24 protein-coding genes and 10 pseudogenes are annotated in these 25,336 nt (G+C 49.1%); 15 read left to right on the top strand and 19 right to left on the bottom strand.

Annotation, left to right across the window (positions count from 1 at the left end):
* Positions 1-38: 38 nt before the first annotated feature.
* The 9 genes and pseudogenes from ACD630_RS15590 to ACD630_RS15550 form a co-directional block, all read right to left on the bottom strand.
* Positions 39-973 (bottom strand): annotated as a pseudogene (locus ACD630_RS15590) (IS5 family transposase).
* Between the two features lie 75 nt (positions 974-1,048).
* Positions 1,049-1,387: pseudogene (locus tag ACD630_RS15585) on the bottom strand (transposase); the annotation flags it as partial.
* Between the two features lie 105 nt (positions 1,388-1,492).
* A complete protein-coding gene (locus ACD630_RS15580) occupies positions 1,493-1,642 on the bottom strand; it encodes a hypothetical protein (RefSeq protein ID WP_430360083.1) in 150 nt (49 codons plus the stop codon).
* A gap of 25 nt (positions 1,643-1,667) precedes the next feature.
* Positions 1,668-2,033, bottom strand: a complete 366-nt coding sequence (locus ACD630_RS15575; RefSeq protein ID WP_430359592.1) for an IS630 transposase-related protein — start codon at positions 2,031-2,033, stop codon at positions 1,668-1,670.
* A gap of 32 nt (positions 2,034-2,065) precedes the next feature.
* Positions 2,066-2,362, bottom strand: a complete 297-nt coding sequence (locus tag ACD630_RS15570; RefSeq protein ID WP_430359591.1) for a hypothetical protein — start codon at positions 2,360-2,362, stop codon at positions 2,066-2,068.
* Between the two features lie 19 nt (positions 2,363-2,381).
* Positions 2,382-2,687: pseudogene (locus ACD630_RS15565) on the bottom strand (glycoside hydrolase family protein); the annotation flags it as partial.
* Positions 2,688-2,820: 133 nt separating this feature from the next.
* On the bottom strand, positions 2,821-3,072 hold the full coding sequence (locus ACD630_RS15560) for a reverse transcriptase domain-containing protein (protein ID WP_430360082.1): 252 nt from the start codon (positions 3,070-3,072) through the stop codon (positions 2,821-2,823).
* Between the two features lie 862 nt (positions 3,073-3,934).
* Positions 3,935-4,639 (bottom strand): hypothetical protein, encoded by a 705-nt coding sequence (locus ACD630_RS15555; RefSeq protein WP_430359590.1) that lies wholly within the window; start codon positions 4,637-4,639, stop codon positions 3,935-3,937.
* A gap of 201 nt (positions 4,640-4,840) precedes the next feature.
* Complete coding sequence (locus tag ACD630_RS15550; RefSeq protein WP_430359589.1) at positions 4,841-5,119, bottom strand: hypothetical protein; 279 nt, start codon at positions 5,117-5,119, stop codon at positions 4,841-4,843.
* Positions 5,120-5,338: 219 nt separating this feature from the next.
* Between ACD630_RS15550 and ACD630_RS15545 the strand changes: the two are divergent.
* Positions 5,339-6,145 (top strand): annotated as a pseudogene (locus ACD630_RS15545) (integrase core domain-containing protein); the annotation flags it as partial.
* 103 nt (positions 6,146-6,248) lie between these two features.
* Positions 6,249-7,352: a YcbX family protein gene (locus ACD630_RS15540; protein ID WP_430360081.1), complete on the top strand. Its 1,104-nt coding sequence runs from the start codon at positions 6,249-6,251 to the stop codon at positions 7,350-7,352.
* 14 nt (positions 7,353-7,366) lie between these two features.
* Here the strand turns inward: ACD630_RS15540 and ACD630_RS15535 are convergent, their stop codons facing one another.
* Positions 7,367-7,933, bottom strand: a complete 567-nt coding sequence (locus ACD630_RS15535; RefSeq protein ID WP_430359588.1) for a cell division protein ZapC — start codon at positions 7,931-7,933, stop codon at positions 7,367-7,369.
* Positions 7,934-8,156: 223 nt separating this feature from the next.
* The gene (gene pyrD / locus ACD630_RS15530) at positions 8,157-9,167 is read right to left on the bottom strand and encodes a quinone-dependent dihydroorotate dehydrogenase (RefSeq protein WP_430359587.1); all 1,011 of its coding nucleotides are present in this window, start codon (positions 9,165-9,167) and stop codon (positions 8,157-8,159) included.
* A gap of 306 nt (positions 9,168-9,473) precedes the next feature.
* On the opposite strand from pyrD, the pseudogene ACD630_RS15525 reads away from it, so the two are divergent.
* Both ACD630_RS15525 and ACD630_RS15520 read left to right on the top strand, forming a co-directional pair.
* A pseudogene (locus tag ACD630_RS15525) lies at positions 9,474-9,683 on the top strand (IS256 family transposase); the annotation flags it as partial.
* Positions 9,684-9,716: 33 nt separating this feature from the next.
* Positions 9,717-10,538 carry an IS630 family transposase gene (locus ACD630_RS15520; protein WP_430359586.1) on the top strand — a complete coding sequence of 274 codons (822 nt, stop codon included), beginning with the start codon at positions 9,717-9,719 and terminating at the stop codon, positions 10,536-10,538.
* Between the two features lie 32 nt (positions 10,539-10,570).
* Here the strand turns inward: ACD630_RS15520 and ACD630_RS15515 are convergent.
* Positions 10,571-10,684 (bottom strand): annotated as a pseudogene (locus ACD630_RS15515) (IS5/IS1182 family transposase); the annotation flags it as partial.
* A 394-nt stretch (positions 10,685-11,078) separates the two neighbouring features.
* The gene (gene pepN / locus ACD630_RS15510; protein WP_430359585.1) at positions 11,079-13,694 is read right to left on the bottom strand and encodes an aminopeptidase N; all 2,616 of its coding nucleotides are present in this window, start codon (positions 13,692-13,694) and stop codon (positions 11,079-11,081) included.
* 391 nt (positions 13,695-14,085) lie between these two features.
* Here pepN and pncB point away from each other — a divergent pair, with 391 nt between their 5' ends.
* From pncB to ACD630_RS15495, 3 genes and pseudogenes are all read left to right on the top strand, one after another.
* Positions 14,086-15,291 carry a nicotinate phosphoribosyltransferase gene (pncB, locus tag ACD630_RS15505; protein WP_430359584.1) on the top strand — a complete coding sequence of 402 codons (1,206 nt, stop codon included), beginning with the start codon at positions 14,086-14,088 and terminating at the stop codon, positions 15,289-15,291.
* Between the two features lie 54 nt (positions 15,292-15,345).
* Positions 15,346-15,608 (top strand): annotated as a pseudogene (locus ACD630_RS15500) (IS630 transposase-related protein); the annotation flags it as partial.
* 18 nt (positions 15,609-15,626) lie between these two features.
* Positions 15,627-15,818, top strand: coding sequence for a hypothetical protein (locus ACD630_RS15495; protein ID WP_430360141.1), 192 nt, complete (start codon positions 15,627-15,629; stop codon positions 15,816-15,818).
* Here ACD630_RS15495 and ACD630_RS15490 read toward each other — a convergent pair.
* Positions 15,809-16,988: pseudogene (locus tag ACD630_RS15490) on the bottom strand (IS256 family transposase). The gene ACD630_RS15495 and the pseudogene ACD630_RS15490 sit on opposite strands and share 10 nt — an antisense overlap.
* Positions 16,989-17,048: 60 nt before the next feature.
* Between ACD630_RS15490 and ACD630_RS15485 the strand changes: the two are divergent.
* The 4 genes from ACD630_RS15485 (at position 17,049) to ACD630_RS15470 (ending at position 21,899) form a co-directional block, all read left to right on the top strand.
* The gene (locus tag ACD630_RS15485) at positions 17,049-17,468 is read left to right on the top strand and encodes a transposase (protein WP_430359583.1); all 420 of its coding nucleotides are present in this window, start codon (positions 17,049-17,051) and stop codon (positions 17,466-17,468) included.
* 171 nt (positions 17,469-17,639) lie between these two features.
* Positions 17,640-19,040: an asparagine--tRNA ligase gene (gene asnS / locus ACD630_RS15480; protein ID WP_430359582.1), complete on the top strand. Its 1,401-nt coding sequence runs from the start codon at positions 17,640-17,642 to the stop codon at positions 19,038-19,040.
* Positions 19,041-19,353: 313 nt separating this feature from the next.
* Positions 19,354-20,478 carry a porin gene (locus tag ACD630_RS15475; protein WP_430359581.1) on the top strand — a complete coding sequence of 375 codons (1,125 nt, stop codon included), beginning with the start codon at positions 19,354-19,356 and terminating at the stop codon, positions 20,476-20,478.
* A gap of 230 nt (positions 20,479-20,708) precedes the next feature.
* Positions 20,709-21,899 (top strand): amino acid aminotransferase, encoded by a 1,191-nt coding sequence (locus ACD630_RS15470; protein WP_430359580.1) that lies wholly within the window; start codon positions 20,709-20,711, stop codon positions 21,897-21,899.
* Positions 21,900-21,942: 43 nt separating this feature from the next.
* Here ACD630_RS15470 and ACD630_RS15465 read toward each other — a convergent pair whose 3' ends face one another.
* The 5 genes and pseudogenes from ACD630_RS15465 to ACD630_RS15445 all read right to left on the bottom strand — a co-directional run bounded on the left by ACD630_RS15465 (position 21,943) and on the right by ACD630_RS15445 (position 23,918).
* Complete coding sequence (locus ACD630_RS15465) at positions 21,943-22,575, bottom strand: MBL fold metallo-hydrolase (protein WP_430359579.1); 633 nt, start codon at positions 22,573-22,575, stop codon at positions 21,943-21,945.
* An 82-nt stretch (positions 22,576-22,657) separates the two neighbouring features.
* Positions 22,658-22,762 (bottom strand): annotated as a pseudogene (locus tag ACD630_RS15460) (YcbK family protein); the annotation flags it as partial.
* 84 nt (positions 22,763-22,846) lie between these two features.
* Positions 22,847-23,362: a hypothetical protein gene (locus ACD630_RS15455; RefSeq protein ID WP_430359578.1), complete on the bottom strand. Its 516-nt coding sequence runs from the start codon at positions 23,360-23,362 to the stop codon at positions 22,847-22,849.
* A 48-nt stretch (positions 23,363-23,410) separates the two neighbouring features.
* Positions 23,411-23,695 carry a hypothetical protein gene (locus ACD630_RS15450; RefSeq protein ID WP_430359577.1) on the bottom strand — a complete coding sequence of 95 codons (285 nt, stop codon included), beginning with the start codon at positions 23,693-23,695 and terminating at the stop codon, positions 23,411-23,413.
* 67 nt (positions 23,696-23,762) lie between these two features.
* Positions 23,763-23,918: a hypothetical protein gene (locus ACD630_RS15445; RefSeq protein ID WP_430359576.1), complete on the bottom strand. Its 156-nt coding sequence runs from the start codon at positions 23,916-23,918 to the stop codon at positions 23,763-23,765.
* 60 nt (positions 23,919-23,978) lie between these two features.
* On the opposite strand from ACD630_RS15445, the pseudogene ACD630_RS15440 reads away from it, so the two are divergent.
* From ACD630_RS15440 to ACD630_RS15425, 4 genes and pseudogenes are all read left to right on the top strand, one after another.
* Positions 23,979-24,501, top strand: a pseudogene (locus ACD630_RS15440) (transposase); the annotation flags it as partial.
* Positions 24,502-24,513: 12 nt separating this feature from the next.
* Positions 24,514-24,660 carry an IS630 transposase-related protein gene (locus tag ACD630_RS15435; RefSeq protein WP_430359575.1) on the top strand — a complete coding sequence of 49 codons (147 nt, stop codon included), beginning with the start codon at positions 24,514-24,516 and terminating at the stop codon, positions 24,658-24,660.
* 91 nt (positions 24,661-24,751) lie between these two features.
* Positions 24,752-25,090, top strand: coding sequence for a transposase (locus tag ACD630_RS15430; protein ID WP_430359574.1), 339 nt, complete (start codon positions 24,752-24,754; stop codon positions 25,088-25,090).
* A complete protein-coding gene (locus ACD630_RS15425) occupies positions 25,015-25,335 on the top strand; it encodes a hypothetical protein (protein WP_430359573.1) in 321 nt (106 codons plus the stop codon). Before ACD630_RS15430 ends, ACD630_RS15425 begins: the two co-directional genes overlap by 76 nt.
* Position 25,336 lies beyond the last annotated feature (1 nt).

The following is a 25,336-nucleotide window of genomic DNA, read 5'->3' as shown; positions in this document are numbered from 1 at the left end:
CAGAACTTGTAACGACTGCGCCCCATACTGCTCGATTGTTACGTGATGCGAATACTGTTCGGCATTCCTAATAGCGTGATCAGGTTAAGCGCTTTGACCATGGCCATGGCTTCACCCACCTGACCATCGTAGTCTCTCAGACTTAGATGACCACCCAGAAGCCTTTTGAACCGGAACATGGCCGTTTCAGCCACTGAGCGCCGGTGATAGCCCACTTTCTTTTTCCAGATAGCGTTACTACCGCTAATGCGCTGATTTGCAACAGCGTGGTTACGCTCGTGGTAGCGATCTTGCCAATATTGCGCCCCCCTTCGTGGCGGGATAAGCGGCCTTATTTTCTTCCTCTTTTCTTCCTCACCAGAGCATCATAGCAGTAAACTGTATCGTAAGCGCCGTCAGCCGATGCCTCTCTGATTTTCCGGTGGGTCTGGTTTATCAGCGCCGGTAGAGCTTGGGCATCAGTCGTACCACTGAGCGACAAATCCGCACAGATAATCTCATGCGTCACACTGTCTACTGCCAGGTGCAGCTTACGCCATACCCTGCGTCTGTCGGCACCATGCTGCCGGACTTTCCATTCGCCTTCGCCAAAGACCTTCAGGGCGGTTCCATCAATGACCAGATATGAGATTTCACCACGGGTTGGCGTTTTTATGCTGATGTTCACTGTCTTTGCTCGCTTGCTGAGCAGTGAATAGTCTGGACAATGGAGCGACAATTTAATCAGTTTAAAAATCGAGTCACCAAAGCCCTGTAAAGCCCTCAATGAAAGGCCAAACACGCGTTTCATCATCAGGACTGTGGTGATGGCCATATCTGAGTAGTGGAGCGGTCGTCCACGCCGTTCAGTAGTGTTTTTTTCCGTCCATGCAGCAATGGCTGATTCATCTAGCCATACAGTTAGAGAACCGCGCTGCTTGAGGGCCTTGTTATAAGAGGGCCAGTTGGTGATTTTAAGATTTTGTTTTGCCATGGAGACCTGATTTTGAAACAACTGTGTTGATCTGCTCCGATGATTACCCAAAAGTTCTATTTATTCAACAAAGCCAACGATACAGTCAAGGTAAACAATGGGATAAACCGCATCCAAGGGGTGATTTTGCCATTCAACAACCTGCTCCATAACGGCATCGGTGACCTTCGATACCAGGGCGGGTGAGACATCCGCGTCATACAGTTCTTTGAACGCAGCGGCAATTCCGCGGGTGGTCATCCCTTTGGCATACAACGATAAAATCTGGTTATCCATCCTAGTGATCCGGGTCTGGTTCTTCTTCACCAGTTGCGGTTCAAAGGAACCATCACGATCACGTGGTGTACGCAGTTCCAGCGGACCATCGCCGATGGTAACAGTCTTTGTAGAGTAGCCATTGCGCGTGTTATAGCCAACCGACATTATTTTGATAACAGCCAGCTATGCTTTTTTTTGCAGCATATCAGGTCATTGGCTGTAATCATTTTTAAGTCGGTTGGCTATATCAAAATCAGGCAATTACACAATCTTGTGTACAGGCTCTAATAAAGCGCCGATAACATTTGTTCTTCCCTTGGCTCCCCCGTTCTTCAGGCCAAAACACCGTTGACCTTTTGGGGAATAGCCGTGAGTCCGTGGAGTATCGTGTGGAAAATCACTTTCATCAATAAAAACAATAGGTTTTCCTTCTTTTTCATACTGTTGTATTTTTTGTTGAAATGCTTGCCGGGCGCTTTCGTCGGCTTTCGGATGACATAGAGTTTTTTTTATAGGTCAATCCCAGCTTTTTAAGAGCTTGCCAAATGGCCTTCTGACAAACGCCAAAACGCTCTGCACGTTCTTTTTGGTAAGCATCTGGATATGGTTCAACATCTTTTATCAACTCGGATTTATCGCTCTTTCGCTGACGCGTGGTCGATGCTTTTGACGCTATTTGATTAATCCAACGCGATACAGAGGCAGGGCCAATCCGAAATTGCTTCGCTGTTTCTCGGATACTCAACCCTTCTTCTTCCCGTGTAGATATCACTTTACCTCTAAAATCAATTGAATAGCTCATTTAAATAATGCAATCAAAATTAAGTCGTTTAGCTATATCTGCTGTTTTTCATCGTGATTGGCCTGCGTGATGGCGTTGAAGATGCGCATCGACTGGATCACATTTCCAGCGATGGTTTCGGCCTGCTTTTGTTGCCGCTCTGCTGCTTCGAGGTCTTTCGCTTTATCAGTGTATGCGTCGTGGTAGTAGACACCGAATAACAGCAGACCCAGCAGAGCAACGAGAACGGCGATCACTGTAGCCCTGATAGACATATAGCCAAGCGACATTATTTTGATAACAATTAGCTGTATTTTTTTGCCACATATCAGGTCATTGGCTGTAATCATTTTTAAGTCGGTTGGCTATATCTGGCAATTTCTTACCAGCAGCGTATTTATCAACGCAACTTTCAGCCTCCAAGATGTTTTTTTGCCAGTCGGCAGCAATTTGCTCGTTCGTCTTACGGGTGCCATCAACAACGCCATGCGTATTGCCAATGCCATCACTCAAAATACCGGCTGGGCATACATAGGGTTCACAGCGGCATGATTCGGCATTACCGATAAGCTCCAGACCTGCTTTGTTAGTTCGCACCTGTCCGTTATTCATCACAATGCCGATGATCACCCCAACAGAGTAAACCACGCACGATGCAATTTTTCTTTTACTCATCATGCCCCGCCTCTTTCCCTCAGCTGGTATTCCTTCCTGCGGTATAGCAAAACGACTTAAAAATGATTACAGCCAATGACCTGATATGTGGCAAAAAAATACAGCTAATTGTTATCAAAATAATGTCGCTTGGCTATAACACCCGCTTATCCGTTATCCGCTTTGCCACCCGGCTCATCAGTACATCGTGGTTTACCCGGTCAAAGAATTTTTCGAGGTCGATGTCCACCACCCAGTGGTGGCCTTCTTCCACGTATCTCTTTGCTCGCTTCACCGCATTATGCGCTGACCTGCCAACGCGGAATCCATAGCTGCTTTCACTGAAGGTCGGATCCCACTGGCTTTGCAGCACCTGCATCACTGCCTGCTGGATGAACCTGTCCATTACCGTCGGGATTCCCAGTTGTCGGGTTCCTCCCCCGGGTTTCGGTATGTCCACCCTGCGGACGGGCTGAGGTTTGTATCTGCCAGCCAGCAGGTTACTCCGCAGTTCCGGCCACTGGCGTTTCAGATGGTCGGGGAGTTCGCTCACGCTTATTCCGTCCACACCCGGCGCGCCTTTGTTGGCTTTTACTCTTTTCAGCGCCTGCTTCAGATTTTCTTGGTTGAGGATAACCTCCATGAGACTATCCCCGGACGACGGGCTTTCCCGCTCCGGTTGTGTCTGGACGGTTTCAGCCCCTGATGGGGCAGGAGTCGGGGCTTCACCCCTTCTGCTCTCATCGGGGTCGCATTGCGTTTTCTGCTGCATGACCGTTCAGAACCTCCGGCGATACTCGCCACTCATCACTGTTCGGGCCTTCAGGTTTCCCCTACTATGCCCTCTGCTGATTTCTGCATAGCGATCAGCGCACCTCACGATGAGCTCAGTCCTGAATGCAGGACGCTATGCAGACCTCCCGGGGTAAGCCCGACCCCCTTCACCACACACCTGCCTGATTTACTCACTCGACCCTTGATGGTTATGGCCTTCGCGATCATATGCTCGCTCTGCCGATCGGATGAGCCTTGTATCAGGTTTCTGTTCGTCAGGTCATGGCTTTGCTCCACGCGTCCTTCAGACCCCACCTCGCGATGACGCCCTTGCACTTCGCTAGTCCTTCGCCACCATCAGGCTGTACAGGGGACTTTCACCCCCAAGCTGGCGGGCATGCCCGGCACACATAAAAAAGGCCACGCCGAAGCGTAGCCTTGCCGTGCATCTTGATGTTTATTGTGTATATTATACAAATATACACAATAAATATTTATATTTTGATATTCAAGTTAGACAATGCTTCGATATCTTGAGGCGCTAGCTGGTAACGAAAACGAATACTTTCACCGTTGCTGATTTGCCCATCGTAGCCCTCCAGTTTTTCCTGCAATGCACGTCTTAACTCCTTAAGAAGGACAGGATATTTAGAAGCATTGGAGAGCTTTAAAGGATCCTCTTCTGCCTGAGCAACTTGTTCAACAGCAAAATTTAGCACGCCAAGTATATGCTGCCCATACCACTCTTTAAGGTTATTCATCATTTGAATGCAGTTACTGGATGACTGACCTACAAGTTCTTTCGTTATCAATTCAACACAACCAATATTCTTCTCTTTGGCCAAATAGTCGAGATATCGAAATAGGTTTGCTGTATTCGGTGTTTTAGTCATCAAACTAGTGCTGCTGATATCCAGCTGGCTATTTGCTTTTTTCCCCTGCGACGATACCTGTGAGGATTGTTTACGTTGGAACACTCCAGAAAGCTTCCGAAGAACTGCCATCAATGTACGTTTGGCGGATGACTCGCATGGGGGTTTGGGTTTACTATCAAAATCCACCGGCTCGTTTTTTACTTGATAGACCCACTCAGCGAAGGTGCGATATGGCGGCCCAAAACTGGATGGTAGCTCATGAGGTGAAGGCCATTTTCCGCTTTGAACACTAAACGAATCGACAGGCATCATAATATATTCCATGCTTATAATTTATTTTTAGAATATATTCCGATCTTTAAAAATTTTACAATAAGTAAAAAGCCCTAACCACCAGAGGGAGTTGAGGCTTGCATGTTCTGCGCGCTTTTGCCGCAGTATGGAACGATTATCTGTTATAACGTTATAACATTATAACAGTCAAGCATTTTACTGAACGTATGATCAGTTATTTAACGTCAAGCGTCAATGGCGTTGTAGGAAGCGCTGGATATCCGCCTGTTGCCATCGTGCTAAGGTATTCGTCAGCAACAGATTGTGCGACTGATTAGTTTCATCAAGTAGCAGTTTCATTTCTGATACCACCGCGTCCGCATCCTCACAATTCTTGAGAACTCGCCGGACAGCTTGCTTTTCCGCGTCGTACATGACCTCTTTCAGCGCATTGGTGAAACTGTAAATATAGCCAAGCGACTTAATTTTGATTACACCATATGGACTGAGAACAAAATCTCTGTATCGCAACCACTCTCTCTTTTTTTGCTTTTTGCTTTTTGCTTGTGCCCATTTATGCTCAATTGGGTTAAGATCTGGCGAATAAATAGCTCATTTAAATAATGTAATCAAAATTAAGTCGTTTAGCTATACCTCGCGTTTTGTTTAAGGATTAGACACCCATATCAAAACCGGTAACTCTCAACCTTTCAAGGTCCAGTGTCAGATCTAGTCGCGACTAATACAGATTATGCTATTGAGTTCCCGCCCCATGGGCAGCACCGGACCTGTAATGAGCTGCGTAAAAAAGGCGTGTTTATCTCCGGCAGCGGCGTGCGCTCCATCTGGCAACGACACGACCTGGAGAACTTCCGTAAACGCCTGAAGGCGCTTGAGGAAAAGGTCGCCAGAGAAGGCATTGTCCTTACCGACGCTCAAATCGCAGCCCTGGAGAAGAAGGCGCACGATGATGAGGCCTGCGGTGAAATCGAGACGGCACATCCCGGGTATCTGGGCTCGCAGGACACCTTCTACGTGGGCAATCTGAAGGGGGTGGGCCGTATCTACCAGCAGACGTTCGTGGATACGTACTCGAAAGTGGCGCACTGCAAGCTGTATACGAATAAAACACCGCTCACCGCCGCCGACCTGCTCAATGATAGCGTACTCCCGTTCTACGAGGCTCAGGGACTGCCGGTTCTGAGAATACTGACCGACAGGGGTACGGAGTACTGTGGTAAAGTGGAGCAGCATGATTATCAGCTTTATCTGGCTATCAACGATATCGAGCATACGAAAACGAAGGCGATGTCTCCGCAGACGAACGGCATCTGCGAGCGCTTCCATAAAACCATTTTGCAGGATTTTTATCAGGTTATGTTCCGCAAGAAGTTATATGGAGACCTGGAAAGCCTGCAGGTAGATCTGGACAACTGGTTGTGGCATTACAATAATGAGCGAACTCATCAGGGAAAAATGTGCTGCGGGCGTACGCCGATGGCCACTTTACTCGATGGAAAACGGATCTGGGCAGAAAAGAATCTGAACCAGATGTAATCTGACAGACACCTGTATAAATAATCGGTAACTGTCAGATCAGGTCTGAGCTAGTACACATAAAGTTGCGGCGTTAAAACCTTTGAACAGATAGGCACTCTTGATGATTGGTGTTTCCCAACTGTACGTTCATCCGGTCAAATCCTTGCGCGGCTTGCAACTTTCCCATGCGTTGGCAACGCCCAGCGGCTTGGCGTATGACCGTTCATTTATGGTGACGGAACCCGATGGAACCTTTATCACTGCACGTCAGTTTCCCGAAATGGTGCTGTTTACACCGGCGTTGCTGCCTGACGGCCTGTTTCTCACCGCACCTGATGGCGCTCAGGCGTTAGTACGCTATGCGGATTTCGCCCACACCCCACAGCCCACAGAAGTCTGGGGCTCGCATTTTTCCGCCTGCATCACACCCGATAACATCAACCAGTGGTTGAGCAGTTATTTTAAACGTCCGGTACAGTTGCGCTGGGTTGGCGACATGCCCTCTCGTCGCGTGAAACGTTTTCCCGACATTCCGTTAGGTTTCGCCGACGGTTACCCTTATCTGTTGGTCAATGAAGCCTCTTTTCAGGCACTGCGCCAGCGTTGTAGCGCGGGGGTCAAGCTGATTCAGTTCCGTCCTAACATTGTGGTGATCGGCGCTGATGCCTTCGCGGAAGACGGCTGGCAGACGCTGCGTATTGGCGAGGTGACTTTTGACGTTGTCAAACCGTGCAGCCGCTGCGTATTGACCACCGTGAGCACCGAGCGTGGGCGCAAGCATCCCTCGGGAGAGCCGCTCGCCACATTGCAAGCCTTCCGTACGGCGGAAAACGGCGACGTGGATTTTGGTCAGAACATGGTGGCACGTCAAAGCGGTATCATTCGGGTGGGCGATAGTGTCGAGGTGCTGGCAACCAAACCACCGCGTCTCTATGGTGCAGGAACCCCTGCCGCAACGCTGGAAGCACCGGTTCAGGCGAAACAAGGCCTTTCTCTGCACTATCAGGGCAAAACGCTGCCGGGAAATAATCAGCAAATTTTGTTAGAGCAATTAGAGCAGCACGGTGTACGCGTGCCCTATTCTTGCCGGGCGGGCGTGTGCGGTTGTTGCAAAATGACACTGGTCAGCGGTGAGGTTTCGCCCTTAAAGCGGGGTGCCGTGCGCGAGGATGGCACTATTCTGGCCTGCAGCTGCGTGCCACAGGGAGACTTGGTGCTCGCCTGATAAGAATCTTTCCCCTACACCACCTTGGCATAGGGGAAAGCTGCCGATGGCATCGCCCCTGCCAGCGCGCTCTGCTGGGGCAACAAGCGGTCATGCATGATTTTAATCGCTTCGCCTAGCTGCATTGTTTTGCCGTTAAGCATCAGCGCCTCTTGAGCCAACACGCACAAGCTGGCTTTTTCACCGCGATCCACCACCATAAAGCAGGCAATTTCCTGGCTTTCAGCCAGCATGACCCAAACCGCATCGCCCATTTGCGGGGATTGCTGTTCATGGGGTTGCTGCGCAAAATACCAACTCTTTGGCATTAGGGGTTTTAAATAACGGTGAGCCACCAACGCATTTAATACCAGCTCTGCCTGCAATTCATGCTGCAACGAAATAGGCTGACATTTTTCCTGAAAGGTGAAAAACAATGCGGCATCATCAACACAAAATGATATGGGGGCAAACGCATCTGGCGTAAGCATTTTGGCCGAAAAACGAGAACGAAATACCATTCCGTTGGCTAAATCCAACATCATACGATCGTGTTCCGCATCAAAATACCAGCGCCAATTGTCGTCAGGTTTTAACTTCATACTATTCACCTTCCCCTTGGGCTATTCATCGACGCAATTGCGTCTGCACACCACATACCATTGCCATCCTTGACAAGAAAACGGGTAATATCCTTCATACGCTCGGTGAGGGTATGTCAGTCGCGTTTTTTGTAAAAAAGAAGATTAATTGCACAAACGAGTAAAATATAGACTAGCTGGGGGAATAAATAAACCCCCAACGAGAAATGATGTGATAAAAAGATTAAATATGGGTAATGATATCTTTAATCAGGCGCGGTCCATGAAAAATAAAGCCGGAATATATGTGTACCAGGGATGCACCCGCGGCCATTTTTTCCCGTGCGGCCATCAGTGAATCGACCCCGCCAACGCCAATAATCGGCAAACGGCCACTCAATTCTTGTGCCAGACGACGAATAACTTCGGTGCTGCACTGCTGTAACGGACGTCCGCTTAACCCACCGGTTTGCCCGCAATGATTTAACCCCTTAATCAAATCACGATTCAGTGTGGTATTGGTGGCAATCACCCCATCAATGTTATGGCGTACCAAACTATCAGCAATTTGGATCAATTCTTCCTCAGAAAGATCAGGCGCGATCTTCACCGCGATCGGCACATATTTTTGATGCTGTTGATGCAATGCTTCTTGTTTATTTTTAATCGCCTGCAACAGATCGTCTAGGGCTTCCCCATATTGCAGAGAACGTAATCCCGGCGTATTCGGTGAAGAGATATTGATCGCAATATATCCGGCGTGTGCATAGACCTTGTCCATGCAGATCAAATAGTCATCTTTACCCTGTTCTACGGGCGTATCTTTATTCTTGCCGATATTAATTCCCAGCACACCACCAAAACGGGATTTTTTTACGTTCTCGATCAGGTTATCCACGCCATGGTTATTAAATCCCATGCGGTTAATTAACCCTTCCGCTTCTACGACGCGAAACAGACGCGGTTTATCATTACCCGGCTGCGGGCGCGGTGTTACCGTACCGACTTCAATATGACCAAAGCCCATTGCGCCCAGCGCATCAATACAATCGCCATCTTTATCCAGACCGGCGGCTAAGCCGAGTGGGTTTTTAAAAGAAAGGCCCATGCAGGTAACAGGTTTGGTGGGAACGGATTGGCGAATAAGAAATTCAAACGGTGTATTAGATAGACGACGTAACTGCTGGAAGGTAAATTCGTGAGCCCGTTCTGGATCGAGCTGGAAAAGTGCCTTCTTGATTACGGGATAGAACATAGTGTCTCCTGAGATCCCAAAAGTCATGCATGCAAAATAACAATAAAGCGGGTGACTTCCTGACGCACAGCGGGGAATGGTAATGAGATCGAGGGGGAAAGTAAAACACTTATCACAGAAAACAGGTTCGAAGTTGCTGACAAACCTCCCGAAAGCAGGAGGGGGTTATTAGCAAATCTGGTGTATGGCGATCAGGCTACGTTCCGCTCTGATGCTTCGTGAATCTGTCTCCAGAGCCTGTACACGAGATTGTGTAAATTGCCTGATTTTGATATGTTCAATCCAACATCAAAAGCAGGTTACTTTATGGACGAAAAACAGTTACAGGCTCTGGCTAATGAGCTGGCCAAAAATCTCAAAACCCCTGACGCTCTCAACCCGTTTGATCGCCTGCTGAAAAAGATCAGCGTTGAAGCTGCCCTTAATGCTGAAATGACCCATCACCTCGGGCATGAGAAGCACCAGTCCAAATCTGAAACTAACACGCGCAATGCCTACTCCACAAAGACTGTTATAGCTAAACGACTTAATTTTGATTACATTATTTAAATGAACTATTCAATTGATTTTAGACGTAAGGTGATATCTACTCGGGAAGAAGAAGGGTTGAGTATCCGGGAAACAGCGAAGCAATTTCGGATTGGCCCTGCCTCTGTATCGCGTTGGATTAATCAAATAGCGTCAAAAGCATCGACCACGCGTCAGCGAAAGATCGATAAATCCGAGTTGATAAAAGATGTTGAACAATATCCAGATGCTTACCAAAAAGAACGTGCAGAGCGTTTTGGTGTTTGTCAGAAGGCCATTTGGCAAGCTCTTAAAAAGCTGGGATTGACCTATAAAAAAACGCTACGTCATCCGAAAGCCGACAAAAGCGCCCGGCAAGCATTTCAACAAAAAATACAACAGTATGAAAAAGAAGGCAAACCTATTGTTTTTATTGATGGAAGTGGTTTTCCACACGATACCCCACGGACTCACGGCTATTCCCCAAAAGGTCAACGGTGTTTTGGCCTGAAGAACGGGGGAGCCAAGGGAAGAACAAATGTTATCGGCGCTTTATTAGGCACAACGCTGTTTGCTATCGGATTATTTGATATCAATATTAACAGCGATGTTTTCTATTCCTGGGTCACACAAGTCCTTATCCCAGTACTCCCTAAAAACAGGGTAATCGTGATGGACAATGCAACTTTTCACAAAAAACATAATATTCAACAAATCATCATCGATGCAGGGTACATGGTGGAGTATTTGCCTACATATTCGCCAGATCTTAACCCCATTGAGCATAAATGGGCACAAGCAAAAAGCAAAAAAAGAGAGAGTGGTTGCGATACAGAGATTTTGTTCTCAGTCCATATGGTGTAATCAAAATTAAGTCGCTTGGCTATAGTGTTTTTTTCCGTCCATGCAGCAATGGCTGATTCAGCTAGCCATACGGTTAGAGAACCGTGCTGCTTGAGGGCCTTGTTATAAGAGGGCCAGTTGGTGATTTTAAAATTTTGTTTTGCCATGGAGACTTGATTTTGAAACAACTGTGTTGATCTGCTCCGATGATTACCCAAAAGTTCTATTTATTCAACAAAGCCCCTTTCAAGGTCCAGTGTCATATCTAGTCGCGACTAATACACCTTACAGGACTGGCGTATGGCAATGAATCGCTTTATTATCGAGTTCGGTGACTGTCTTGACGGTCACTTCTGAGGAAAGGCATTTACACAAAATCTTAAACAGGCTCTCCTCAGTCATTTCCATCCATTTACCTCATTCCCGCGAAGGTGGGAATCTCTTGCGGCAGAAACGCATTTATTTGCGCAGAGATCCCCGGCTTTCGCCGAGGATCACGAGCGGTGAAGTGGCTTTTCTACAGTTTGAGGTTCCCGCCTGACGCGGGAACCTTTAGGGGGATTAGCCTTGCAGCGCTTTACTGATTTTCTCAAACAGATCGACAGAGAGGTTATCCAGCGTTTTCAATTGCTCCAGTGACTGACGCATTAACGCCTGACGCGATTCATCATAGCGTTTCAACCGGATCAGTGGCTCAATCAACCGAGCAGCGACCTGCGGATTGCGGGTATTGAGATCGCTGAGGATCTCGGTCAGGAAACGGTAGCCCTCTCCATCCGCGGCATGAAACGCGGCCGGGTTGGCACTGGCAAACGCGCCAAGCAGCGCACGCAGTCGATTGGGGTTATTCAAGCTGAATGAACGATGGTTCAGCAACGCTCGCACCCGAGACAACACGTCACTGGCCGGACTGGTAGCTTGCAAGGTAAACCACTTGTCCATCACCAGGCCATCGGTGTGCCAGCGATCGTCAAACTGCGCCATCAACATATCGCGTATCGGCAGTTGCGCACTGACTGCACTGGAGAGCGCCGCCAACGCATCCGTCATGTTATCCGCCTGCTGATACTGTGCGTTTACCAGCGCATCAGCCTGCGCCACTTCACCAAACGCCAGATAATAGAGGCAGGTGTTGCGCAGGGCACGTTTACCAATATCAGCATGTTCGATGCGGTACTCTGCGGTGGCGTTAACGCGATACACCGCGAGCCACTCATCAGCCAGCTCTGTCGCCAATGTTCGAACCATCGCTTCGCGCACTGCCGCAATGGCTAGCGGGTCGATAATCTCAAACAGCTCCGCGATTTCGTTTTCGCTGGGCAGCGTCAGAATTTGTGCCGCCAACATCGGATCCAGCACAGGATCCAACAATATCCCACGAAACGCATCGGCCAGATGCAGTGGCAGCGATAGCGGTTGGTGTTGCTGATAGCGCGCAACGTTGAGACGAATATGGTTTGCCAGCAGGCTTTGCGCCGCATCCCAGCGCGAGAAATCATTGCGTGCGTGACGCATCAGGAAGGTCAGTTTGGCATCGCTCCAAGCATAGTTGAGTTTAACCGGCGCAGAGAACTCCCTTAATAAAGAGGGGATCGGCTGACTCGGCACATTATCAAACACAAACGTCTGTTCTGCTTCGGTCAGGTTTAATACCGAATCGATCGTCTGACCTGCATATTGCAACGGAATCACGTTGCCCTGCTGATCGTACAGTTCAATATCCAGCGGAATATGCAGCGAGCGTTTTTCCTGACCATCCGCGCCTACGGGCGTTTTTTGGCTGACCGACAGCAGATATTGCTGCGTTACAGCATTATAATCATCGCGCACCGTCACCACCGGCGTACCCGACTGGCTGTACCAACGGCGGAACTGTGTCAGATCCACTCCCGAGGCATCTTCCATCGCCTGCACAAAATCATCACAGGTGGCCGCACTCCCGTCATGACGCTCCACATAAAGCCGCATGCCCGCCTGAAATTTATCCTCACCCAGCAACGTATGCAGCATGCGGATCACTTCCGAACCCTTCTCGTACACTGTCAGGGTGTAGAAGTTATTCATTTCAATGACCTGATCTGGGCGGATCGGATGCGACATCGGGCTGGCGTCTTCGGCAAACTGCGCACCGCGCATCACACGCACGTTGTCAATGCGGTTTACCGGGCGCGATCCCAGATCTGAGCTGAACTCTTGATCGCGAAACACCGTCAGTCCTTCTTTTAAGCTGAGCTGAAACCAGTCACGGCAGGTAATGCGGTTACCAGTCCAGTTGTGAAAATATTCATGGCCGATCACCGCTTCAATGTTCAGATAATCTTTATCGGTAGCGGTTTCTGCCTTGGCAAGCACGTATTTGGAGTTAAAGACGTTGAGCCCTTTATTTTCCATCGCGCCCATATTAAAGAAGTCCACCGCGACGATCATATAGATGTCGAGGTCATACTCCAGACCGAAACGGGTTTCATCCCACTTCATGGCATTTTGCAGCGAGGTCATCACCCAGCCCGCGCGATCGAGATTGCCGCGATCGACATACAGTTCCAAGGCCACTTCGCGCCCGGAACGGGTGGTAAAACTGTCGCTAAGCACATCGAAGTCCCCCGCCACCAGTGCAAACAGATAGCACGGTTTCGGGAACGGATCCTGCCATTCAACCCAGTGTCGACCATCATCCAGGGTGCCCTGTGCGATGCGATTGCCGTTGGAAAGTAAATAAGGATAGCGAACCGGATCGGCGGTGATACGCGTGGTAAAGCGCGCCAGTACGTCGGGGCGATCCAGATAATAGGTGATGTGGCGGAACCCTTCCGCTTCACACTGGGTGCAAAGCGCAGCACCAGATTGGTATAACCCCTCCAGCGCACTGTTGGCGGCGGGGTTGATCTCTGTGACGATGCTGAGCGTGAAAGCGGCAGGCAGGTGCGTTAATACCACGCCATCATCCTCAACCTGATAGTGCGGCCAAGCTTGACCATCCACTGTCAGGCTTAACAGCGTCAGCCCTTCACCGTCCAGTTTTAACGGCGCCCCCGCCTCTCCCTGCCGAACCACCTGGCTCACTGCCGTGACGTGCGTTTTCTGTGCATCCAGAACAAAATCAAGCGCGATATCGCTGATGGTATAGTCCGGCGCACGGTAATCATGACGGTATTTTACTTGCGGCTGTTGATTCATAGGATGTTTACACCTCACTCTTTGCTTTGACAGTTCAGTTTATGCCTGTTACAACGATGTTGCCATCATTAAGAGCCTATTCCAGTAGGCGTAATTGGCGCAGCCAGTTTGGTCACGGACAGCGTGCAGAAACAGGAGCGTACACGGAGTATGTGAGGATTTCGAGCACTGCCCAAGACCAAAATGGCAAGTAAAATAGCCCTAATAGAATAGGCGCTAAGTGAATGAGAATAATAGCCGGGCCAGAGCACAAAAGGCCCTCTCTTTTCTTGTGAAATTATGATGTTATCTGGTGATAGCGACAATGCAGCGTGAATCAAGGTATACTCACCGAACGTTGCTGATGATTTTGATAGTGGAAACGCGTCTGACGAGGATGCTGTAACGCATTATGACTTTACACCCTTCCCCGATTTTGAACTCATTGCTGGATACGGATGCGTACAAGCTTCATATGCAGCAAGCGGTGTTTCATCATTATTATGATGTGGACGTTACAGCGGAATTCCGCTGCCGCAGCGATGAGCTGTTAGGGAGTTATGCAGAGGCTATCACCACGCAGATTGCGCTGATGAGCCAACTGTCACTCAGCGACGATGAGTTCGCTTACCTCTCTACGCTGCCTTTTTTTACCGCAGATTATTTACAGTGGCTACGCCATTTCCGCTTTAACCCGCAGCAAGTTACCGTGAGCAACCATCACGGCAAACTGGATATTCGCATTAGCGGCCCGTGGCGCGAAGTGATTTTATGGGAAGTTCCCTTGCTGGCGCTGATCAGTGAAGTGGTGCACCGCTCGCGCACGCCGGACGTTAGCGCCGTGCACGCCGTGGCGCAGCTGCGCCGCACGCTGGCGCAGTTCCGTGAACGCAGTCAGGGTATCGACCTGAGCCATTTCAAACTGATGGATTTTGGCACCCGGCGTCGTTTTTCCCGCGACGTGCAACACGAGATCGTGAGCGTATTACAGCAAGAATTCCCGTATTTGATTGGCACCAGCAACTACGACCTGGCGCGCCGCTTGGGGCTGACACCGGTGGGAACACAGGCGCATGAATGGTTCCAGGCGCACCAGCAACTCGGCGCAACATTGGCGAACAGCCAACGTGCCGCACTGCACGCCTGGTTGGTGGAATACCCCGATCAGCTTGGTATCGCGCTGACGGATTGCATTACCATGGATGCGTTCCTGCGCGATTTCGATCTCGATTTCGCTAATGCCTATCAGGGTCTGCGTCATGATTCCGGAGATCCGATCGATTGGGGCGAAAAGGCCATCGCGCATTATCAACGCTTAGGCATTGACCCCATGAGTAAGACGCTGGTGTTCTCCGATAACCTGCATCTGGAAAAAGCGCTTACGCTTTATCGCCATTTTTCTCAGCGTATCAATCTGGTGTTTGGCATCGGAACGCGCTTGACCTGCGATATTCCAAGCGTTACACCTCTGAATATCGTCATCAAACTGGTGGAGTGTAACGGTCGCCCGGTGGCGAAACTCTCCGACAGCCCCGGCAAAACCATCTGCCATGACGCCGCATTTATTTCCACACTGCGCAAAGCCTTCGATCTGCCGCGTATCAGAAAAGCCAGTTAGTCTCCTCGACTGCTCAGTATAGCTAAACGACTTAATTTTGATTACATTATTTAAATGAGCTATTCAATTGATTTTAGACGTAAAGTGATATCTACACGGGAAGAAGAAGGGTTGAGTATCCGAGAAACAGCGAAGCAATTTCGGATTGGCCCTGCCTCTGTATCGCGTTGGATTAATCAAATAGCGTCAAAAGCATCGACCACGCGTCAGCGAAAGATCGATAAATCCGAGTTGATAAAAGATGTTGACAATATCCAGATGCTTACCAAAAAGAACGTGCAGAGCGTTTTGGCGTTTGTCAGAAGCCCATTTGGCAAGCTCTTAAAAAGCTGGGATTGACCTATAAAAAACTCTACGTCATCCGAAAGCCGACGAAAGCGCCCGGCAAGCATTTCAACAAAAAATACAACAGTATGAAAAAGAAGGTAACCCTATTGTTTTTATTGATGAAAGTGGTTTTCCACGCGATACCCCACGGACTCAGAGCCTGTTTAAGATTTTGTGTAAATGCCTTTCCTCAGAAGTGACCGTCAAGGCGGTCACCGAACTCGATAATAAAGCGACTCATTGCCATACGCCAGTCCTGTAAGGGCATCGTCCATTTCTGTGATGCCGCCTGGATTGCCAGCCATACGGCCTTATTCACCGAGTTATCAGTCGGGAACACCTTGCGTTTCTTGATTGCATGCCGGATAGCGGTGATCCCATGTCCCACCGAACGTCTCCAGCGCCTGAAGCGCGCCCTCTTCGGTTGGAGCCTGATACACTGCTTTGAGGTCGCGTGTTACCGCCTTATAGTCCTTCCAGGCAACGAAGCGCAGACTGTTGCGCACCATGTGCACGATGCACAACTGGATGCGGGCTTCCGGGTAGACCGTGTTGATGGCATCCGGGAACCCTTTCAGGCCGTCCACACAGGCAATGAGGATGTCGGTCAGGCCACGGTTTTTCAGTTCTGTCAGCACGTTCAGCCAGAACTTTGCACCTTCATTTTCGGCCAGCCACATCCCCAGTAGCTCTTTCTGGCCTTCGATATTGATACCCAGCGCCAGGAACACAGAGTTACTGATAACGCAGCTGTCCTGCCGGACTTTCAGAACGATACAGTCAAGGTAAACAATGGGATAAACCGCATCCAGGGGCGATTTTGCCATTCAACAACCTGCTCCATAACGGCATCGGTGACCTTCGATACCAGGGCGGGTGAGACATCCGCGTCATATAGCCAAGCGACATTATTTTGATAACAATTAGCTGTATTTTTTTGCCACATATCAGGGCATTGGCTGTAATCATTTTTAAGTTGGTTGGCTATACAGTTCTTTGAACGCAGCGGCAATTTCGTGGGTGGTCATCCCTTTGGCATACAACGATAAAATCTGGTTATCCATCCCGGTGAGCCGGGTCTACTTCTTCTTCACCAGTTGCGGTTCAAAGGAACCATCACGATCACGTGGTGTACGCAGTTCCAGCGGACCATCGCCGGTGGTAACAGTCTTTGTGGAGTAGCCATTGCGCGTGTTAGTTCCAGATTTGGACTGGTGCTTCTCATGCCCGAGGTGATGGGTCATTTCAGCATTAAGGGCAGCTTCAAGGCTGATCTTTTTCAGCAGGCGATCAAACTGGTTGAGAGCGTCAGGGGTTTTGAGATTTTTGGCCAGCTCGTTAGCCAGAGCCTGTAACTGTTTTTCGTCCATAAAGTAACCTGCTTTTGATGTTGGATTGAACATATCAAAATCAGGCAATTACACAATCTCGTGTACAGGCTCCGGACTCACGGCTATTCCCCAAAAGGTCAACGGTGTTTTGGCCTGAAGAACTGGGGAGCCAAGGGAAGAACAAATGTTATCGGCGCTTTATTAGGCACAACGCTGTTTGCTATCGGATTATTTGATATCAATATTAACAGCGATGTTTTCTATTCCTGGGTCACACAAGTCCTTATCCCAGTACTCCCTAAAAACAGTGTAATCGTGATGGACAATGCAACTTTTCACAAAAAACATAATATTCAACAAGTCATCATCGATGCAGGGTATATGGTGGAGTATTTGCCTACATATTCGCCAGATCTTAACCCCATTGAGCATAAATGGGCACAAGCAAAAAGCAAAAAGCAAAAAGCAAAAAAAGAGAGAGTGGTTGCGATACAGAGATTTTGTTCTCAGTCCATATGATGTAATCAAAATTAAGTCGCTTTGCTATATTTAACCTAACGTTACCGGAATGCGCAAAACTTGACGCATTCCGGTGATTTCTGCTTGTGTCCTGCCAGACGGCAAGTAACATAGCAAATCACCCTTAGGGGTTGACCCGTTAAATATCATTCATTGAGAAGAGAGAATTTTATGAGTGTAGTGCCTGTAGTCGACGTACTGCAAGGCCGTGTCGCCGTTGACAGTGAAGTCACCGTGCGCGGCTGGGTACGTACCCGGAGAGATTCTAAAGCCGGTATCTCCTTTATCGCCGTCTATGACGGTTCCTGCTTTAATCCGTTACAGGCGGTCGTAAATAATAATCTTCCCAATTACCAGAATGACGTTCTGAAATTGACCACTGGCTGCTCTATGATCGTCACGGGTACCGTGGTTGCGTCGCCGGGTGAAGGTCAGTCTTTCGAAATTCAAGCCACCGCCGTTGAAGTGGTGGGCTGGGTGGACGATCCAGATACCTACCCGATGGCGGCAAAACGTCACAGCATTGAGTACCTGCGTGAAGTCGCGCACCTGCGCCCGCGCACTAACCTGATCGGTGCCGTAGCACGCGTGCGTCATACGCTGGCCCAGGCCATTCACCGCTTCTTCCATGAGAACGGTTATTTTTGGGTCTCTACGCCGCTTATCACTGCGTCGGATACCGAAGGTGCCGGTGAGATGTTCCGCGTTTCCACGCTGGATCTGGAAAACTTGCCGCGTACCGATGCGGGCAAAGTGGATTTCAGTGAAGATTTCTTCGGCAAAGAGGCTTTCTTGACCGTTTCAGGCCAATTGAACGGTGAAACCTACGCTTGTGCGCTTTCCAATGTGTACACCTTTGGCCCCACGTTCCGTGCCGAAAACTCTAATACCAGCCGCCATCTGGCGGAATTCTGGATGATCGAGCCGGAAGTGGCCTTTGCGACTCTGGACGATGCCGCAGCGCTGGCAGAAAGCCTGTTGAAATACGTGTTCAAAGCCGTGCTCGAAGAGCGTGCCGATGACATGGCATTTTTTGCTAAGCGTGTAGATAAAGAAGCGATCAGCCGTCTGGAAAACTTCGTCAGTGCAGATTTCGCCCAGGTGGATTACAACGATGCGATTGAGATCCTGCTTAATTGCGGACATACCTTCGAAAATCCGGTGTTCTGGGGCGTAGATCTTGCCTCCGAACATGAGCGTTATTTGGCAGAGCAGCACTTCAAAGCGCCGGTGGTGGTAAAAAACTACCCGAAAGACATCAAAGCTTTCTATATGCGTATGAATGAAGACGGCAAAACCGTCGCAGCCATGGACGTATTGGCACCGGGCATCGGTGAAATCATCGGTGGTTCTCAGCGTGAAGAGCGTCTGGCGCAGTTGGACAGCCGTCTGGAAGAAATGGGGCTTAATAAAGAAGATTACTGGTGGTATCGCGATCTGCGTCGCTACGGCACCATTCCGCACTCCGGTTTTGGCCTCGGATTTGAACGTCTGATTGCCTATGTTACCGCTGTACAAAATGTGCGCGATGTGATCCCTTTCCCACGTACTCCACGTAACGCCAGTTTCTAAATACGCATTAAACATAAGTAAAAAAAATAACTAGAACAAAGGCCGCGAATATTTCGCGGTCTTTTTTTTCTTTCAGATAAGGCTCACAACGTTCTCTAAAATTTACAATTTAAAACACAATCTTTCTTTTTGTTACTTGATTGTGAACTTAGTATCATTTTAAGGGTGGATTAACGGGCGAGTGAATGGAACACTGCGTTCAGACACAGTAGGACACCAAACTTCCAGTGATAGTTCCGTAAGAGTTTTATTACTTTTTTCGAGAATTGTTAATGGCAGCGGCGGGGGTCTTAAAACACCAATGAGGGTAATAATGATGAAACGCAATATTCTTGCAGTAGTAATCCCGGCTTTGTTAGCTGCTGGTGCAGTAAACGCAGCAGAAGTTTACAACAAAGACGGCAACAAACTGGACCTGTACGGTAAAGTAACTGCTAAGCATCTTTTCTCTGACAACCACGCCAAAAATGGTGACAAATCCTATGCTCGTCTGGGTTTCAAAGGCGAAACGCAGATCAACAGCAATATAACGGGCTACGGCCGTTACGAAGCTGAATTTGCTGCTAATAATACCGAAGGTGCTTACAACTCAAGTAAAGATGTTAAAATACGTTATGCTTTTGCTGGTCTGAAAATCACTGATTTCGGTACTATCGACTACGGTCGTAACATGGGTATCGCATATGACTCCCTCGCTTACACTGATGTGCTGCCTGAGTGGGGCGGTGACCAGTCTAACGCTGATAACTTCCTGACTGGCCGTTCTACTGGCGTTCTGACCTACCGTAACAAAGATTTCTTTGGTCTGGTTGACGGCTTGAACTTCGGCTTGCAATACCAAGGCGCTAACAACTCTGGTACTCTGAACGAAGGCAATGGTCGCAAATTGTCTCGCCAGAACGGTGACGGCTGGGGTACTTCTCTGGAATACGTATCTCCAGTAGGTGTAGGCGTTGTTGCTAACTACGCTGCAATCAATCGTACCAACGAGCAGAACTATGCTTTTGGTGGTGCTGATCTGACTGGCCAGGGCAAAAAAGCAGAAGCTTGGGGTACTGGTCTGAAATATAATGCTAACAACATCTATGTTGCAGCCATCTATTCTGAACTGCGTAATGCAAGCTATGTTGACGGTAGGAGAGCAGGCACACCTAAGACTGATTTTGCAGACAAAACCAAGATCTTCGAAGCTGTTGCACAATATAACTTCGACTTCGGTTTGACCCCGTCTCTGGGTTATGTTCAGGCTAAAGCTCAAGACAACACCAATAATCGTAATGATTACATCACTAAATACGTGAGCGTTGGTGCAACTTACGCATTCAACAAAAACTTCTCCGTATACAGTGAATACGACATCAACCTGATCAAAGACACTAACGTTTACGGCGTTAATGACGACGACAAAGTTGCTGTTGGTGTAACTTATCAGTTCTAATTTCGTTTTATCACCACTGCATTACGCAGTCTGATAACGAAAAAGACAGGGCCTCGTGCCCTGTCTTTTTGTTTTCTGCGACCTGAGTATTAGCGCCATTTATGGCTATCGCTCCCGCCACAATTTTTCCTGTTATTTCACCTGCATTTTGATCGCAAACGGTTGGCAAAGCTTATGGCTAGCGGTAACCTGAAGGTTCTTGCCCAACCTCTGTCATGGAATAGCCATCAATGTTTGAACATATTACTGCCGCTGCCGCTGATCCGATTCTTGGCTTGGCCGATCTGTTTCGCGCCGACTCTCGTCCACAAAAAATCAACCTGGGTATCGGCGTATACAAAGATGAAACCGGAAAGACACCGGTGCTGGCCAGCGTAAAAAAAGCAGAACAATTTTTGCTGGAAAATGAAGCCACCAAAAACTATCTCGGGATCGATGGCCTGCCCGAGTTCGCCCTGCGTACGCAAGAGCTACTGTTCGGCAAACAAAGCGCGATTATCAGTGAAAAGCGTGCGCGTAGCGCACAGACGCCGGGTGGCACCGCTGGCCTGCGTATTGCCGCAGAGTTTATCGCCAGCCAGACCTCCGCTAAACGTATTTGGGTGAGTAACCCAAGCTGGCCCAACCATAAAAACGTGTTCCAAGCTGCCGGGCTGGAAGTGTGTGATTATCACTACTACGATGCCGCTCACCACGCGCTGGACTTTGATGGCATGGTCAAAAGCCTCGAAGTGGTTCAGGCGGGCGACGTGGTGTTATTCCACGGCTGTTGCCATAACCCGACCGGTATCGATCCTGCGGCGCAGCAGTGGCAAGCGCTAGCTGACTTGTCCACTCAGAGGGGTTGGCTGCCGCTGTTTGATTTTGCCTATCAGGGCTTTGCTCGCGGGCTGGAAGAGGATGCCGAGGGTCTGCGTATTTTCGCTGCTTCCCATCCGGAATTGCTGATCTCCAGCTCCTATTCGAAGAACTTTGGCCTGTATAACGAACGTGTCGGTGCCTGCACCTTGGTCGCGGCCAATGCCGATGTGGCAGACAAAGCGTTTAGCCAGGTGAAATCCATCATCCGCGCCAACTACTCCAGCCCACCGGCACACGGTGCGGCGGTGGTGGCGACCATCCTCGGCAACGAGGCGTTGCGTACCCTGTGGGAACAGGAACTGACGGCGATGCGCGAGCGCATTCAACGCATGCGTCATCTGTTCGTCAATACCTTACAGGAAAAAGGCGCGACGCAGGACTTCTCCTTTATCATTCAGCAGAATGGCATGTTTTCGTTCAGCGGTCTGACCAAAGATCAAGTATTGCGTCTACGCGATGAGTTTGCGGTCTATGCGGTGAACTCTGGACGGGTTAACGTGGCAGGTATGACGCCAGAAAATATGGCTCCGCTGTGCGAAGCCATTGTGGCCGTGCTGTAATATGTTGTCAGGCATCCCCTGCTAGTCGGGGGATGCCTGTGCATTAATCATGCACAAAAGGATTGGTCTTACGCTCCTGCCCCAGCGTCGACATCGGGCCGTGTCCAGGAATAAAGGTGATATCGTCCCCGAGTGGGAACAATTTGGTGCGGATAGACGTAATCAACGCCTGATGGTCGCCCTGCGGGAAATCACTGCGCCCTACACCGCCATCAAAGATCACATCGCCCACCTGCGCCAGACGCGATACCTTGTCGATAAACACCACATGGCCCGGTGTATGTCCCGGACAGTGCAACACGGACAGCTCAGTGTTGCCCACCGTCACCGAATCCCCTTCTTGCAACCAGCGCGTCGGGGTTAACGGCGCACACTCTGTCAGGCCAAACATGCGGCTCTGTGCGGGCAAACCATCAAGCCAGAAAGCATCAGCAGGATGCGGGCCGACAATCGGCACCTGATAGTGATCGGCCAGTTGCTGAGCCGCACCGACGTGATCGAGATGTCCATGCGTCAACAGGATTTGCGATACTTTGTTGTCGCACTGCGCGACGGCACGTTTGATTTTTTCCGCTTCGCCACCGGGGTCAACAATCGCCGCGTCGCGGGTTTCCTCACACCATAACAACGTACAGTTTTGGCTGAACGCCGTCACGGGAACAATCTTGTATTTCATAGCACTCCACTTCACGAAAAAGCCCCCTTACGTGACCGCCATCATGACACGGTCAGGCCACGGGGTCTATTAGCGTTAAGGGTCACCAGCTCCGCGTCGGCCCGGTATCAATGTGCACGAAATTACTTTTCGGATAGTAGCCTACGCCACCCGCCTTCAGTTTCAGCGCCGCTTTACGAATATAGCCAACCGACATTATTTTGATAACAGCCAGCTATGCTTTTTTGCCGCATATCAGGGTATCTGTTGTAATCATTTTTAAGTCGGTTGGCTATACGCCTGGCTGAACTTTAACTCGACGTCCGGTGTTCTTGTCTTTCCGCTTCGCTTTTGCTGTTCGCGTTATGATCACGGATGTTTCCCCGATCTCCATATTGGCTTTTTTCCCTTTCCAGCCAACCTGTCCGTTTGCGATAAATGGCAGATCGTCTGCAATTTCACCAATTTTACGGGTGTCACCGCCCCACTCGGCCCGATGCCCTTCCTTTCCCCGGATAAGCCAACATATTCCCTGGGAGCTTAATGTGCGCATATGCCCGATAGAGTCACCTTCACGGTCAATGAGATGAACTAACTTCTTCCCGGTATCAAGAGACTCAACGCGGGCGATATCAGCCGTCAAAGCATCCATATGATTCAGACTCTCAGACAAGCCCTCGGTTAGCGTTGAACGACAACCCGCCCTATCGGTTAGAGTTTGAGACAGGGGCGTTATTGGTAAACCATTTGCAGCATCAAGCAGTAGTCTGGTTTGTAGTTCATAACCGACGTCGCCACCATGCGTCATTTTCAAACGTTCTTCTTTCCCATTGTGGGTACGAAACTGTAAATGAGATCAGTCGTGAACGACGAGAGCGTATGGATTCGGGCTAAGTGCAACCTGCCGGAGAGCCAGCGAAATAATCGGTTCATTGAGCTGACTGAAGCTAATACGTTCATTATTAAAAAAACGCCAAACGGCCTGAGTAGTGGCGAATGTTCTTTTCTGCGCACAGGCAAGGTCTTTAACGGCTGACGCCAATGGTGCTGCGGGAGTCATGTGTTGCTTAACCAGACGCTGATAACGCCGGTTAAGGCGGGCATCAATCCCGCCGATGGATAAGTTGAGATCATGCAGCAACGTAATAGCAGATATTGCAAAAAGATGTGTAGATACCTATGGCTTAAAAGGCATAGGTATCTACACATCATAAAGGGTTAAAAACCACCATAGCTAAGTGGGCAAGTTCTTCCGGGGTATAGTCTGCTAATAACGTCAAGGTATTTAGCAGGATGGATAGTCCGGCAAGCAGCGCTGGGGCGCTTTCTTTACGCCCTCGTTTGTTGTCGTCGAGCCTGTACACGAGATTGTGTAATTGCCTAGTTTTGATATGTTCAATCCAACATCAAAAGCAGGTTACTTTATGGACGAAAAACAGTTACAGACTCTGGCTAACGAGCTGGCCAAAAATCTCAAAACCCCTGACGCTCTCAACCAGTTTGATCGCCTGCTGAAAAAGATCAGCGTTGAAGCTGCCCTTAATGCTGAAATGACCCATCACCTCAGGCATGAGAAGCACCAGTCCAAATCTGGAACTAACACGCGCAATGGCTACTCACAAAGACTGTTACCACCGGCGATGGTCCGCTGGAACTGCGTACACCACGTGATCGTGATGCTTCCTTTGAACCGCAACTGGTGAAGAAGAACCAGACCCGGCTCACCGGGATGGATAACCAGATTTTATCGTTGTATGCCAAAGGGATGACCACCCGCGAAATTGCCGCTGCGTTCAAAGAGCTGTATGACGCGGATGTCTCACCAGCCTTGGTATCGAAGGTCACCGATGCCGTTATGGAGCAGGTTGTTGAATGGCAAAATCGCTCCTGGATGCGGTTTATCCCATTGTTTACCTTGACTGTATAGCTAAAAAACTTAATTTTGATTACATTATTTAAATGAGCTATTCAATTGATTTTAGAGGTAAAGTGATATCTACACGGGAAGAAGAAGGGTTGAGTATCCGAGAAACAGCGAAGCAATTTCGGATTGGCCCTGCCTCTGTATCGCGTTGGATTAATCAAATAGCGGGCTTTGTTGAATAAACATATTTTATGCTGCACCCCCGGTGAAACGACAGATCCTCGCAACGCAAAATCATGCAGTTAGGCCTCATAAGAAAACTGTAAACCTGAGGTGACAAGCATTTTCTACCAAAATTGGCTGGCAAAACAGCATGACTCACTATTATTCAACAAAGCCATCAATATTAACAGCGATGTTTTCTATTCTTGGGTCACACAAGTCCCTATCCCTGTACTCCCTAAAAACAGGATAATCGTGATGGACAATGCAACTTTTCACAAAAAACATAATATTCAACAAGTCATCATCGATGCAGGGTATATGGTGGAGTATTTGCCTACATATTCGCCAGATCTTAACCCCATTGAGCATAAATGGGCACAAGCAAAAAGCAAAAAAAGAGAGAGTGGTTGCGATACAGAGATTTTGTTCTCAGTCCATATGGTGTAATCAAAATTAAGTCGCTTTGCTATATCATCGACACGGCGGTCTTCGAGCGTTTGTTTGTCAAACACGCTCAAACTGAGCGGCACACGCTGGGGATCTTCTTTGATTTTGCGGGCAGTCACCCACCGCTGTCATCTTCCGACGCCGTAGCGGGTTGCACAGTATCGGCTGGCATTGCTGCCACTGCCCCATACATCATCACCATATACCCTGCGCACGCGCACAGCGGGTATATGACTCGCTTGTGAC

It is taken from the genome of Symbiopectobacterium sp. RP (assembly GCF_050472005.1).
Taxonomy (GTDB): domain Bacteria; phylum Pseudomonadota; class Gammaproteobacteria; order Enterobacterales; family Enterobacteriaceae; genus Symbiopectobacterium.
The sequence above is the reverse complement of the archived record's forward strand: the minus strand, read 5'-3'. Positions and strand labels throughout refer to the sequence as shown.

Bases quoted from the DNA above. Each gene is read 5' to 3' on its own strand.
- ACD630_RS15575 (WP_430359592.1), bottom strand. From the start codon at position 2,033: ATGAGCTATTCAATTGATTTTAGAGGTAAAGTGATATCTACACGGGAA.
- ACD630_RS15570 (WP_430359591.1), bottom strand. From the start codon at position 2,362: ATGATTACAGCCAATGACCTGATATGTGGCAAAAAAATACAGCTAATT.
- ACD630_RS15560 (WP_430360082.1), bottom strand. From the start codon at position 3,072: ATGGACAGGTTCATCCAGCAGGCAGTGATGCAGGTGCTGCAAAGCCAG.
- ACD630_RS15555 (WP_430359590.1), bottom strand. From the start codon at position 4,639: ATGGAATATATTATGATGCCTGTCGATTCGTTTAGTGTTCAAAGCGGA.
- ACD630_RS15540 (WP_430360081.1), top strand. From the start codon at position 6,249: ATGATTGGTGTTTCCCAACTGTACGTTCATCCGGTCAAATCCTTGCGC.
- ACD630_RS15535 (WP_430359588.1), bottom strand. From the start codon at position 7,933: ATGAAGTTAAAACCTGACGACAATTGGCGCTGGTATTTTGATGCGGAA.
- pyrD (WP_430359587.1), bottom strand. From the start codon at position 9,167: ATGTTCTATCCCGTAATCAAGAAGGCACTTTTCCAGCTCGATCCAGAA.
- ACD630_RS15520 (WP_430359586.1), top strand. From the start codon at position 9,717: ATGAACTATTCAATTGATTTTAGACGTAAGGTGATATCTACTCGGGAA.
- pepN (WP_430359585.1), bottom strand. From the start codon at position 13,694: ATGAATCAACAGCCGCAAGTAAAATACCGTCATGATTACCGTGCGCCG.
- pncB (WP_430359584.1), top strand. From the start codon at position 14,086: ATGACTTTACACCCTTCCCCGATTTTGAACTCATTGCTGGATACGGAT.
- asnS (WP_430359582.1), top strand. From the start codon at position 17,640: ATGAGTGTAGTGCCTGTAGTCGACGTACTGCAAGGCCGTGTCGCCGTT.
- ACD630_RS15475 (WP_430359581.1), top strand. From the start codon at position 19,354: ATGATGAAACGCAATATTCTTGCAGTAGTAATCCCGGCTTTGTTAGCT.
- ACD630_RS15470 (WP_430359580.1), top strand. From the start codon at position 20,709: ATGTTTGAACATATTACTGCCGCTGCCGCTGATCCGATTCTTGGCTTG.
- ACD630_RS15465 (WP_430359579.1), bottom strand. From the start codon at position 22,575: ATGAAATACAAGATTGTTCCCGTGACGGCGTTCAGCCAAAACTGTACG.
- ACD630_RS15455 (WP_430359578.1), bottom strand. From the start codon at position 23,362: ATGACGCATGGTGGCGACGTCGGTTATGAACTACAAACCAGACTACTG.
- ACD630_RS15435 (WP_430359575.1), top strand. From the start codon at position 24,514: ATGAGCTATTCAATTGATTTTAGAGGTAAAGTGATATCTACACGGGAA.
- ACD630_RS15425 (WP_430359573.1), top strand. From the start codon at position 25,015: ATGGGCACAAGCAAAAAGCAAAAAAAGAGAGAGTGGTTGCGATACAGA.